This window comes from Chloroflexota bacterium, from assembly GCA_016197225.1.
Taxonomy (GTDB): Bacteria; Chloroflexota; Anaerolineae; order Anaerolineales; family VGOW01; genus VGOW01.
On record JACPWC010000029.1, the window covers coordinates 59,746 to 72,121 of the forward strand.

The 12,376-nt window shown below is 60.6% G+C and carries 9 protein-coding genes; 3 read left to right on the plus strand and 6 right to left on the minus strand.

The features are described from left to right. Positions 1-174: 174 nt before the first annotated feature. From coaD to HYZ49_05450, 6 genes are all read right to left on the minus strand, one after another. Entirely contained in the window at positions 175-702 is a 528-nt protein-coding gene (coaD, locus tag HYZ49_05425) for a pantetheine-phosphate adenylyltransferase (protein MBI3241717.1), read from the minus strand. Next, a complete protein-coding gene (gene recG, locus HYZ49_05430) occupies positions 702-3,341 on the minus strand; it encodes an ATP-dependent DNA helicase RecG (GenBank protein ID MBI3241718.1) in 2,640 nt (879 codons plus the stop codon). The genes coaD and recG overlap by 1 nt, the downstream gene beginning before the upstream one ends. Before the next feature lie 9 nt (positions 3,342-3,350). After that, entirely contained in the window at positions 3,351-4,172 is an 822-nt protein-coding gene (locus HYZ49_05435) for a DegV family protein (protein ID MBI3241719.1), read from the minus strand. After that, positions 4,162-5,025, minus strand: a complete 864-nt coding sequence (locus HYZ49_05440) for a DegV family protein (protein ID MBI3241720.1) — start codon at positions 5,023-5,025, stop codon at positions 4,162-4,164. Before HYZ49_05440 ends, HYZ49_05435 begins: the two co-directional genes overlap by 11 nt. Before the next feature lie 82 nt (positions 5,026-5,107). Then, positions 5,108-6,814 (minus strand): DAK2 domain-containing protein, encoded by a 1,707-nt coding sequence (locus HYZ49_05445; GenBank protein ID MBI3241721.1) that lies wholly within the window; start codon positions 6,812-6,814, stop codon positions 5,108-5,110. Between the two features lie 3 nt (positions 6,815-6,817). Then, on the minus strand, positions 6,818-7,180 hold the full coding sequence (locus HYZ49_05450) for an Asp23/Gls24 family envelope stress response protein (protein ID MBI3241722.1): 363 nt from the start codon (positions 7,178-7,180) through the stop codon (positions 6,818-6,820). Positions 7,181-7,256: 76 nt separating this feature from the next. Between HYZ49_05450 and HYZ49_05455 the strand changes: the two genes are divergently transcribed. The 3 genes from HYZ49_05455 to HYZ49_05465 all read left to right on the plus strand — a co-directional run. Next, positions 7,257-7,445: a 50S ribosomal protein L28 gene (locus HYZ49_05455; GenBank protein MBI3241723.1), complete on the plus strand. Its 189-nt coding sequence runs from the start codon at positions 7,257-7,259 to the stop codon at positions 7,443-7,445. A gap of 174 nt (positions 7,446-7,619) precedes the next feature. Next, on the plus strand, positions 7,620-10,427 hold the full coding sequence (locus HYZ49_05460) for a DEAD/DEAH box helicase (GenBank protein ID MBI3241724.1): 2,808 nt from the start codon (positions 7,620-7,622) through the stop codon (positions 10,425-10,427). 68 nt (positions 10,428-10,495) lie between these two features. After that, positions 10,496-12,376: hypothetical protein (locus HYZ49_05465; protein ID MBI3241725.1), on the plus strand; the 1,881-nt coding region annotated here is incomplete at its 3' end.

Genomic DNA, 12,376 nt, shown 5'->3' on the forward strand with positions numbered 1-12,376 from the left:
CGTTCATCCGCGTCCTGATCACTACTTGGCCGTAAGAGAGCGTCTGAAAATTCAAGCCAGGCACGCTGAGCCTGTCGAAGCGGGCCGAGCCGGGCCGACTTCGCACCCTTCGACAAGCTCAGGGGGCTTGTTTTGGTTGCCAGAGCGATTTTTCAGACGCACTCTAAGATTATTCTAATCACGCAAGGCCGTCATCGGCACGACGGTCTGGCCGTCGCCCAGTTCCTTGAACCGCCGTTTAAGAGCCTCTTCCACCACCGGCGGCACCATCGAACTCACATTGCCGCTCAGGGCCGCAATCTCGCGCACCGTCGTCGAACTCAAGAACGTATGTTGCTCGCGGGTGACCAGCGCGCACACTTCCACTTCCGGCGACAGGCGATGATTGGCCAGGGCCATGCGGAACTCGTGCTCAAAGTCGGAGAACACCCGCAAGCCGCGCAAGATCACTTTGGCCCCAACCTGCTGGCAAAAGTCCACCGTCAGGCCGCTGTAGCCCACAATTTCAATATTCGAGTGATTGTTGAACACCGCCCGAACCAGCGACAGCCGGTCTTCGGGCGAAAACAGCAACGACTTCAACGGCTTGTCGTAGACGGCCACAATCAGCTTGTCGAAAATCGCGGCCCCTCGGTTGGCAATATCAATATGCCCATAGTGAATCGGGTCAAACGTTCCTGGAAAGATGGCGGTGATGCCCATTAGCTAACGTCTCCTGCCCCATCAAGTCCCTGCCAAAACGCGGCCAGCTTCTCGGCCAGCAGGGCATGCTCCGGCTTCTCCAAATTCGGGTCGGCGGTGAAGAGCGTCTCGGCCTCTCTTCGGGCCAGATTAATGAGCGGCAGGTCGGTGAGCTTAGCCAGCCGCAGATCGCCGAACCCGGCCTGACGCGTGCCCAAAAATTCGCCGGGGCCGCGCAAGTCCAAATCCTTCTCGGCCAGCACGAAGCCGTCCTGTGTCTGTTCCATCGCCTTCAATCTTGCGTCGCCTTCGCCTTTAGAATCCATCCCCAGGTCGGAGGCCAGCAAACAATACGACTTGTGCTCACCGCGCCCCACCCGGCCCCGGAACTGATGTAATTGCGCCAGGCCAAAACGGTTCGCGCCCTCCACCAGCATCACGCTGGCGTTTGGCACGTCCACGCCCACTTCCACCACCGACGTTGACACCAGAATGTGGTTCTCGCCGGCGCGGAAGGCGGTCATCACCTCGTCCTTCTCGTCGGGCTTCATTCTGCCGTGAAGTAGCCCTAAGCGCAAGTCGGGGAAAACCTGCGACTGGAGACGGGCGTGTTCGTCCACGGCGGCTTTGGCTTCAATCTTGTCCGACTCTTCGACGAGCGGGCAGATGATAAACGCCTGCCGCCCCTGCTGAATTTGCGAACGCAAGAAAGCATAGGCCCGCTCGCGCTCATTGACATAGACCACCCGAGTCTCAATGGGCTGACGGCCCGGCGGCATCTCGTCAATGATCGAGAGATCGAGATCGCCATAGACGGTGAGGGCTAGCGTTCGCGGGATCGGGGTGGCCGTCATGACTAAGAGATGCGGATTCCCGCCCTTGCCCCTCAGTTTGGCCCGCTGGGCCACGCCGAAGCGATGTTGCTCATCCACCACCACCAGCCCCAAATTGGCGAACTCTACCTTGTCCTGAATCAATGCCTGAGTGCCGATCACGATCTTGATGGAGCCATCGCGCAAGCCAGCATAGATGGTTTGCTTTTCGGAATCAGGGGTTGAGCCGAGAAGAAGCGCGATGGCCGAGACACCAAGTGTCTCAGAGACACTTGGTGTCTCGGCGAATGTAAGCAATTTGGAAATGTTGCGATAATGTTGCTCGGCCAGAATCGCCGTCGGGGCCATGAGGGCGGCTTGGGCGTTGCTGTTCACGGCAACCGACATCGCCAGCGCGGCCACCACGGTCTTGCCAGAACCGACGTCGCCCTGCAAGAGGCGGTTCATCGGTCGAGTCCCGGCCAGGTCGCCGCGAATGTCGGCCAGAGCGCGAGTCTGGGCGCCGGTCAGGGCGTAAGGCAGAGTCGCCACTGTGCTGTTAAGTTGCTCGTCAGCGATCGTCAACGACTGGCTCACTGCCGATTGCCACTCGGCCCGCTGGCGGCGAATGCCGAACAGAAGCAACAGCAGTTCGTCAAAGGCCAGCCGTTTGCGGGCGGCGTTCAGCAGTTCCGGGCTGTCGGGAAAGTGAATCTGCAGAAGCGCGTCGGTGTAATTAATCAAAGCGGCGCGCTCGCGGATGCCAGCCGGCAGAGGGTCGGGCACGCGCGAGGCGGTGTAGCCCACTGCCTCAAACATCCAGCGCCGCATCAAAGGCCCGGTGATGTCTTGAGTAAGATTGTAGATGGGCACGATGCGGCCAGAGTTGAGCGAGTCGGTGTCAACGTCCTCCAGTTGAGGGGTGCGGAGCGTGAGGCGGCCCAGGTATTGATCCACCCGCCCGGCCACCTGCACCTGCTTGCCCTGAGACAGTTTGTCCACCAGCCAGGGTTGGTTGAACCACGTCAACTCAATCGCGCCCGTGCCGTCGCTCAGCACCGCCGTCACCATTTGCGACTGCCCGCTTCGAGTGCGCTTGACGTAGCTCTCCCAAACAGTGGCAATGATGGTCACTTCTTCGCCGTACTCAAGGCGATTGATTGTCTTGAGTTGCGAGTAGTCCACGTAGCGGCGCGGGAAGTAGGTGAGCGCGTCGCGCAAGGCGCTCAGGCCCAGCTTCTTTAGTTTCTCGGCCCGTTCGGGACCGACACCGCGCAAAACGGTGAGCGGCGCATCGAGGCCAACACCAGAGGGTTCGGGGCCAAGGGCCGGACGCGCAAGTGCGCCGCTTGCTGATGCCCTGCGGCGCGGCGGCGGTGGCGGACTCGGCGGCCTGGGTTTAGGACTCGGTTCTGGTGGACGAACGACGGCTTGCGCCGGGGAAGCCGCCGCTTGCTGGGGAGGTTGCGTCGGTTCTTGTCGCCGCTCGCTTCTTTCGGGCGGTCGTTGTTGTTGGCTCGGTTGTTGAGTCGGCGCTGGCCTGGAGGGCGCAGGCCGGGCTGGCGGCTGAGCGGCAGGTCGAGGGGTCGGGGGTGTTGTCGTTGCCACCGGCAGGCGGGCCAGCAAGTCACTCATCGCCTTCGCCCGGTCATCCAGCGGCGTCGCCTGATAATTTTTCATCCAGGCGACCACATCGGCAATCAGCGCTTCGTCAAGGCCGGCGTTGCGGGCTTGCTGTTCAAAGGCGGGAATGAACTTGTCAATGCCGCCCACCATGCCTTTGTTGTCGTAACCACGCGCCGCTTCATTTTGTAAAATCTTACGGAGAGTCTCGAATGGGTTTGTCATCAAGGTGAATTATACCGTCACCAACGCCACCCCAACCGCATCCGTTCCAGCGTGCGTGCCCAGGGCTGGCGTGGCCTGAATGAGCAAGGGCGGTGTCTGCGCTTGCGGTTTGAGGCGCTCCAGCAGTTCAACTCCCAGGTCGCCGTTGTCGCTGTACAGCACGGCCAGCCGCTCCAGGCTACCAAACGATTGCACGAGCGAGATCAGCCCGGCCTGGGCCTTGCGGCGAGTGCGCTCCTGAGAAACGGGAGTCAGCTTGTCTTCGCCGATGTCTAGCAAAGGCTTCACTTGCAGAATCGTGCCAATCGAGGCGCGAATGAGGCTGATGCGCCCGCCGCGCCGCAAGTTGTCGAGGGTGTCGAGCAAGGCGAACATTTTCAGGCGGCGGCGGACGGAGGTAATCAACGCCAGCACGGCGTTCAGGGGCGCGCCGCCTGCGGCAGACTCGGCGGCGGCAATCACCTGCCAGCCGATGCCCATGCTCACCGTGCCGGTGTCCACCACCGTCACCCGGTCGCCAAACTTTTGCGCCGCGATCCGGGCGGCGTTGAAGATGCCGCTGAAGGCGGCGGCCAAATGCAGAGAGATGATGGGGCCGTCAGGCAACGAGTCGTAAACCTCTTCAAATTCTCCGGCGGCGGGAGCGGCGGTGGAAGGCAGAGGATCTATTGTCGGCAGGCGGCGGTAAAACTCGTCGCGGGTCATGTCCAGGCCGTCGCGATACGTCTGGCCGCCCATGACCACGACGGCTGGTACGACGCGAATGCCGAATCGTTCGACCAGGTCGGCGGGCACGTCGGCGGTGCTGTCGGTGACGAGGCTAATCGTCATTGTCCTCTCCTTCAAACACAATGACGCCCATCGCCTCCGGCCCAATGTAGGTTGCCAGCGACGGGCCGTATGTCACCACCGGAAACTTGCGTCCCGGAAAATCAATCGCCAGTTGGTTGAGCAAGAGGCGGCTCTCGTCGCTCACGCCGGGCGCGTGTTGCAGAATGGCCAGATTCTCCAGCGCCGAGAACTCAGCCACAAACTCGACCAGCTTCTCGACGGCCTGCTGTCGGCTTCGCACTTTTTCCATGGCTACAATGTCGCCATCTTCAATTGCCAGAAAGGGTTTGATGCCCAGCATGGGGCTGAGGGCGGCTTGAGCCTTGCCAAAGCGCTTGCTGTTGGCCAAGAAAGTGGGCGTCTCGACGAAAAAGACAATGTACAGCCGCGAGGTCAGGCCGCGCACAATGCGGACGATCTCGTCCGCCGATTCACCGGCCTCTGCCGCCCGCGCGGCGGCTTCCACCAGCCAGCCCAGACCCATCGAAGTGGAAAGCGAATCGATAACCTGGATGTTGCACCGGCCCAGCAACGGCTCGCTGGCGGCGCTGGCGTTGCGCCAGGCACGCCCCAGCTTGCTGGAAAGGTGAATGGAGACGATGGAGTCGCTCGTCCTGGTGATCTCTTCGTAAACGGCGGCGAACTGCTCTTGCGTGGGCGAGGCCACAGTGGGCAAGAGGCCGGTAGTTTCGACCAGGTTGAAAAAGCTTTCGGTGTTGATATTGACGCCGTCACGAAACGAGTCCTTGCCGAAGTGGATGGTGAGCGGCACGATGGAGACGTTGTGCTGGCGGGGGAAGTCGGGGTCTTCAAAATGGGCGGTGCTGTCGGTGACGATGCGGACGCGGGGCATAAGAGGCAATACTCAATACTCAATAATCAATACTCAATAAAGGGCGCTATTGAGTATTGGGTATTCAGTATTGATTGTTGAGCTACTCCAACGAAAAAATATAGTGATAGTGCTGTTGCCCGCCGTGATGAACTTCGATTTCCAACTGCTCGTATTTTTCGGAGACGGCGGCGGCGACGGACTCGGCTTCGGCCCGGGTGAGGCCGTTGCCGTAAAACAAGGCCAGCAACTCACGGTCGGTTGCGTTCATGCGCGCCAGCAGTTCGAGCACGGCGGCTTCGGGCGTGGCTTCGGCGCAGGCGAGTTTGCCGTTGTGCAGGCCGATGATTTCCCCTTCAGTGACGGCCACCCCGTCGAGTTCTACGGTGCGGGTGGCGGTCGTCACTTCGCCCGTGTCAACGTCGCCGATTCGCCCTTCCATCGCTCCGGCTACTTCGTCCAAATCGCCATCCGGATCAAATGAGAGCATGGCCGAGATGCCCTGCGGCACGGTGCGGGTGGGAATGACTTTCACGTTTTTGACGGTGGTTTCAGCGGCTTGCTGGGCGGCGAGTTGGATGTTTTTGTTGTTGGGCAGGATGAGAGCTTTGTCGGTTGGCAGGTCTTCAAACGCGGCCAGGATGTCGGCGGTGCTGGGGTTCATGGTTTGGCCGCCAGACACCAGGGCCACCGCCTTGCCGCTGAAGATGCGATCAAAGCCGGGGCCGGGCGAGACGACGACGGCGACGATCTGCCCTTCATCCATTTCCACTTTGGTTTTGCCGCCGGCTTGGTTTTGAATATCGTCCATCTGGGCCAGCAGGTTTTCCATGTGGACGTTGACGACTGTGCCCAGAGTCTCGGCCAGTTCAATCGGCTCGTGGCGCTTCTCTTTGGGCAGGTGAACGTGAACGCGATAAATGTCTTCGCCGGCGCCGACTTGAATGGAGGTGCCGATAGTTTCAAGTTGATTGTAGAAGCTGGGCAGGTCGAGTTCGGCGCGGGGCCGGAAGTCCACCACCACTTCCCAATCCTGTCCGGGTTCAACCGCTTCCATCGCCACACCCACTGCCGCCAGGTCGAGGGGCTTGATCTGGGTAATGGGAGCGATGTCGAGCGGCAGGCCCTGCAAGTAACGCAACATGCCTTCGAAGACAATGGCGAGTCCCTGCCCGCCGGAATCGACAACGCCCGCCTGCTTGAGCACGGGAAGCAGGTCGGGCGTTTTGGCAACGGAGTCATAGGAAGCGGCCACTACGCGCTCCAGAATCCAGCGCAGGTCGTCGCTGTCGGCGGCGGCCACTTCGGCGGCCACCGCCGCATCTTTAGAGACGGTGAGGATCGTGCCTTCCACCGGTTTGACCACGCCGCGATAGGCGGTGTCGGTGGCCTGGCGCATGGCGTGGGCGAAGTCTTCGGCCACGAACTTCTGCCGGTCGGCAATGCCGCGGGCGAAGCCGCGCCAGATTTGGGAGAGGATGACGCCGCTGTTGCCGCGCGCGCCCATCAGCGCGCCATGCGCCACGGCCTGGGCCACTTTGCCTACGTGCCCTTCGTCTTTATTTTCGATCTCTTTGTAAGCGGCCTGCATGGTGAGCAACATGTTGGTTCCGGTGTCGCCGTCGGGCACGGGGAAGACGTTGAGGGCGTTGACGGTCTGGTAGTTGGTGGTGAGCCAGGCCAGGGCCGCCGCCGTCAGGCGTTTAAGGTCGTGGCCGTCGCAGGTCAACAGCTTCTCGGCCTGAATCACCAGCCGCTGAGCGCGGCGCATTTCAATGTCGGTTTTCAAGGAAATCGTATCGGTTGCCATGATTCAATCCGTGCTAGTCACCCTCAACCCTTGAACATAAACATTCACTTCGCTCACCGGCAAGCCGGTGGCTCGCTCCACGCTGAAGTGCACAGTGTTGGCCGCCGAGCGCGCCACCGACGAAATGCGCGTGCCATATTCAACAATGAGATACAAGTCAATGCGGATTGCGCCCTCGTCAACGTGAACGTCAATGCCTTTGTGCGGGTCGTTGATGATGGTGGTGGCGATGCCGTCCACCAGGTTTTTGGGGGCCATGCCCACCACGCCGTAAGAGCGGGTGACGGCGTGGGCGGCGATTGTAGCGATCGCCAACGGTGAGATTTCGACTTTTCCCAGCGGCGCCGGGGTTGGTTCGTCACTCATAGACTGGTTTCCTGAAGTGTGGTAACATTTCGCCCGTTCTTTGGAAAGTGTTGTTCACGAGAAAGGGATTACAGACATGGCAAAATGCGCCAATTGCGGCAAAGCGGTGACATTCGGTCACGCGGTGTCGCACTCCAAACGGGCCACCAACCGCCCCTTCCGCCCCAACCTGCAAAAGGTGACGGTGTTCGACGCGCAGGCGGGTCGCCCAGTGAAGACAACTTTATGCGCCAAGTGCATCAAGGCGCTCAGCAAAGTTCGCTAAACTGGCAAAGTTCCATCAAAACCGGCGGCCTCGAAAAACTCGACCGCCGGTTTTTGATTCCCGAATAACTTTCGAGGCAATAATACCTGTGGGGTTAACAAAAAGCAAGGGGACTTATACCCTTCAATGCTATAATCCTCGCGTCGCTCCAATCCCCAATTCTCTAATTCTCTAATGACTACCTTCGTTGCCCTCGACCTCGAAACCACCGGCCTCGACCCCGACCGTGACACCATCATCGAAATTGGCGCGGTGAAGTTCACGGCCAAGCGTATCGAGGGCGAATACTCCACGCTCATCAATCCGGGCCGCCCGATCCCCAAGTTCATCGAGAACCTCACCGGCATCAGCGACGCCATGGTGGCCAAAGCGCCGCTCCTGCGCGAAGCCCTGCCCAAGTTAGTCGAGTTCGTCGGCGACGGCATCATCGTCGGCCACAGCATCAAGTTCGATCTCGGCTTCCTGCACAAGCAAAGACTCTTCAAAGACAACAATTCGCTCGACACTTACGATCTGGCCGCCGTGCTCATGCCCGCCGCGGGGCGCTACAGCCTCGGCGCGCTGGCTCAGGCCACCGGCATCATCCTCCCGGCCACCCACCGCGCCCTCGACGATGCTCGCGTCTCGCAAGCCCTGTATCGCAAACTGTTCGAGCGCGCCCTGGCCCTGCCCCTCGACGTGCTGGCCGAGATCGTCAACGTCGGCCAGGAGATCAGGTGGGGCGGCGACTTGTTCTTTGAAGAGGCCCTCGCCGCCCGCTCCAAAGAAAAAATGAGCGGCCCGCTGCGGGTCAGCCACGAGCGAGTCTCCGGCCCGCTCTTCGCCGACAAAGAGCCGGTCGCCCCGCGCCCCCTCAAGCCTGCCGAAACGCGCAAGCCGCTCGACCTGCCCGCTCTCTCCGCCCTGCTCTCGCCCGGTGGCGCGTTCGAGAAAAATTTCCCCTCGTTTGAACATCGCACCCAGCAGGTGCAAATGCTGGAAGCGGTGGCCGAGGCTTTCAACAACGGCGGGCATTTGATGGTGGAAGCCGGAACCGGGACCGGAAAGTCGGTAGCTTACTTGCTTCCGGCCATTCACTGGGCGGCGCAAAACGACGAACGGGTCATCGTCTCCACCAACACCATTAACTTGCAGGATCAATTGATCAACAAAGATGTCCCGACTCTGCGGGAAGTGCTGGGATTCGACTTTCGGGCCGCCTTGCTTAAGGGACGCTCCAACTACATTTGTCCCCGCCGCTTCGAGAGCATCCGCCGTCGCGGCCCGCGCAACGCCGACGAAATGCGGCTGTTGGCGAAACTGCTGGTGTGGTTGCCCGAGTCGAGGACGGGCGACGTGGGCGAGATCACCCTCTCCGGCCCCGGCGAGCGCGGCGCGTGGACGCGCATGTCTGCCGAAGATGAGAACTGCACCAACGAGCGTTGCGCCTCGCAAATGGCCGGAATCTGTCCGTTATATCGGGCCAAACAAGCGGCGGCGGCGGCTCACGTGATCATCGTCAACCACGCCCTGTTGCTGGCCGACGTTGCCACCGGGAGCCAGGTTTTACCCGCGTACAACTATCTGGTGGTGGACGAAGGTCATCATTTAGAGGCGGCCACCACCGACGGTCTCAGCTTCCGCGCCGCCCAGTCCGATGTCGAACGCTCGCTCAAAGAACTGGGCGGCCCTAACTCCGGCGTGCTCGGCCAAACACTCAAGGCCTGCCGCGATTCGATCCCGCCCGAAGCCTTCGTGCTGGTCCAGACTCACGTCGAGAAAACGTACAATGCCATTTCAACCGCGCTGGTTCACACCGGCAACTTCTTCCAGATCGTCGGCGAGTTTCTAAAATCGCAACGCGGCGATGACAACGGCTTGGGTTACGCGCAACAACTGCGAATCGTGCCCGGTGTGCGATCACAGTCCGGCTGGAGCGAAGTGGAAGTGGCCTGGGGCAATCTGGACGCCGCTCTCAAGCCGGTGCGCGAGATGCTGGTGAAGCTGGCCGGCGGCCTGAGCGATTTGTCGGAGTACGAGATTGAAGAGCGCGAAGATGTGATGAGCCAGCTCACGTCGGTGGCGCGGACTCTGGACGAGTTCGCCACGCAAACCAACGGCCTGGTCTCCAAGCCCGACCCGAAGCAAATTTACTGGATCGAGTCGAGAGGCGACGACGAGAAGCTTTCTCTGCACGTTGCCCCGCTCAACGTGGGGCCGTTGCTCGAACAACATTTGTGGCGCAACAAAGAGTCGGTGATCGTCACCTCGGCGACTCTAACAACAGCGGGTGAGTTTGACTACCTCAAGAAGCGCCTCAATGCCGAGTCCGCCGGGGAAGTCGCCGTCGGCTCCCCGTTCGATTATCAATCGTCAACCCTGCTTTATGTGATCAACGACATCCCCGAACCCAGCGACCGGCAGGGCCACCAGCGCGCGCTGGAGAACGGCTTGATTGCGCTGTGCAAGGCCACCAAAGGCCGGGCCATGGCCCTCTTCACGGCCAACGCTCAGATGAAGCAAACAGCGCAAGCCATTCGCGGCCCGCTGGAGCGCGCCGGCGTCGTCGTCTACGACCAGACCGAGGGCGCGTCGCGCCACCAACTGCTCGAAAGTTTCCGCTCGGCGGATCAGGCCGTGCTGTTGGGCACGCGCAGTTTTTGGGAGGGTGTGGACGTGGCCGGGGAGGCGCTGTCGGTGCTGGCGATTGCCAAGCTTCCCTTTGACGTGCCCAGCGACCCGATCATCGCCGCCCGCGCCGAGACGTTTGAAAATTCGTTTATGGAATATTCAGTGCCGGAGGCCATTCTGCGTTTCCGGCAGGGCTTCGGTCGGCTCATCCGCTCCAAACAGGATCGCGGCGTGGTCGTTATCTTCGACAGCCGGGTGATCACCAAACGGTATGGCCGCCTCTTTATCGACTCGCTTCCCAACTGCACCCGCCGCGACGGGCCGCTGGCTAACCTGCCTGCCCTGGCGGCGAAATGGATTGATGGGAAGTAGATTCACCACGCATCTCTAACGGCTATTAAAACTCTGTGTTCTCTGTGTCTCTGTGGTGAATTTCCTTTATGCGTCTCACCAAACTCCTCTTTTGGCTCACCCCGCCCATCCTGGCCTTCACCCTCTACGGCCCTGCTCTCTCCCTGCCGTTCTTTTGGGATGACCTGCCGCTACTCAAAGGCCTGTTTGGCAAAACATTGTTTGAGGTTTGGACGACTGGCGTTGGGCAACCCCATTATCGGCCCATTGGCTTCACTTTGTGGCGGCTTACCGAGATCGTGTTTGGCCCCACCAACCCCTCTCCCTTTCACGCAATCAACCTCATCGCCCTTATCCTGAGTTGTTGGCTGACAGGAGCTTTGGCAAAGCAGTTAGCAACCGATGACACTGACTTGATCGCCTGGCTGGCGGCGACATTGATGAGCGTCTTTCCGTTCAATGCTCAGGTCGTGCCATCCATCAACAACGTTTTTCACCTGGTCATTACCGTCATCAGCCTGGGCGCAAGTGTGTGTTTGCTCAAGTTCGTCGAGACGACCAGGATGCCCTGGGCCGTCGCCGCGGTTGCGCTCGCCGCCCTTGCGCCCTTCGGCCACGAATCCGGTTTGACCAGCGCCGGGCTGATGGCCGTATGTTATGCCGCTTACCTCCTGCGACAAAAAGTGACGCTGGCTGATCTGAAAACAAAGCGTTCGATCACTGCCCTGGCAGTGATTGCCGCCGCCCTGCTCGCCAACATTATTTACCTGCCCTGGTGGCTGAGCGTCCCGAAAGACCGCGTCGTGGATGAAACCTTGTGGGTCGGCTTGCAAACCGCCGCCCTGAACTCAGTGTTCTTCCTCGAAGGGCTAACCTTCCCCACCCAATTTCTAGCCAAAGCAATAATGAATTTCGGCTTGCCCAACAATGCGGCAGTTGGAATCCTGGGAATAGCAACCCTGACATTGGCCTGGATCGTCGGGCGCAAATGGCGCTGGCTGGCCTTTGGTTTGGGCTACTGCTACGTTGCCGCCCTGCCGGCCATGCTTACCCTGCCTTACCCTTACGTGCTGACCAGCACCCGGCTCATGGTTTACACCGCACCTGCCGCCGCCATTCTGTGGGCGGCGACGATTATCGAAGGCGTCCGCCGCCTTGAACGGCTAATGCCACCGGCCAAAGCTGGAGCCGCCGTTGTTGCAGTGGCGGCCATCAGCTTAGTCCCGATCGTTCACCTTGCTCGTGAAGCCCGGCTGTATCATCTGGGCCTCGACCCGTTGTGGACGTTCGTCGAACACGTTCGCGCCTACCCAACCGGCAAACTGCTCGTCGTCAACGCCACCGATTGGATAGCCCCCGTTCAATCCACCTACGCGCTCGGCTTTGAAGGTGAGGGCGTCGTCGTCGTTCCGTCATATACCGACATGGAAGTGGCCGCCTGGATTCATACTCGCAACACTTACAAAGTGGAAGCCGTCTCTTTTCCCCTCATCTTCCCGGCCCTCAAAGACATCTATTTCACGACCTGGGGCCAGGACCTTGACTGGAACGTGATGGCCGAGCGGGTGCGGGCCGCCGACCGAGTGGCGGTCGTTCAGTACGCCGACGACGACATTCAATTTCTCGAAGTGGGCAACGTCCGCCCGGCCAGCGGCAAGGCTGTTGTCTCATTCGAAGACCGCATCTGGCTCACCGACGCCCAGGCAAGATTGCAGGGTCAGACGATTGAAGTCAGGCTCAGTTGGCGCGTCAACGCGCCGTCGGGCGAAGACATTTTTGCCAACGCCCTCGACTGCGCCGGAAACGTGGCTGGCCTGTCGGGCGGGGCGAGCCTGGGCGGCATTTACCCCGTCTGGCTCTGGCAACCCGGCGAGTCTATCCACGAAATCCGCCGCATCCCGCTCACCGCGCCCGCTTCAGACGGTTGCTACCGGATCGAGCTTGGCCTCTTCAACCCGCAGACCGGGGCG

Excerpts from the sequence above, each read along its gene's own strand:
- coaD (MBI3241717.1), bottom strand. The coding sequence starts at position 702 with ATGGGCATCACCGCCATCTTTCCAGGAACGTTTGACCCGATTCACTAT.
- recG (MBI3241718.1), bottom strand. The coding sequence starts at position 3,341 with ATGACAAACCCATTCGAGACTCTCCGTAAGATTTTACAAAATGAAGCG.
- HYZ49_05435 (MBI3241719.1), bottom strand. The coding sequence starts at position 4,172 with ATGACGATTAGCCTCGTCACCGACAGCACCGCCGACGTGCCCGCCGAC.
- HYZ49_05440 (MBI3241720.1), bottom strand. The coding sequence starts at position 5,025 with ATGCCCCGCGTCCGCATCGTCACCGACAGCACCGCCCATTTTGAAGAC.
- HYZ49_05445 (MBI3241721.1), bottom strand. The coding sequence starts at position 6,814 with ATGGCAACCGATACGATTTCCTTGAAAACCGACATTGAAATGCGCCGC.
- HYZ49_05450 (MBI3241722.1), bottom strand. The coding sequence starts at position 7,180 with ATGAGTGACGAACCAACCCCGGCGCCGCTGGGAAAAGTCGAAATCTCA.
- HYZ49_05455 (MBI3241723.1), top strand. The coding sequence starts at position 7,257 with ATGGCAAAATGCGCCAATTGCGGCAAAGCGGTGACATTCGGTCACGCG.
- HYZ49_05460 (MBI3241724.1), top strand. The coding sequence starts at position 7,620 with ATGACTACCTTCGTTGCCCTCGACCTCGAAACCACCGGCCTCGACCCC.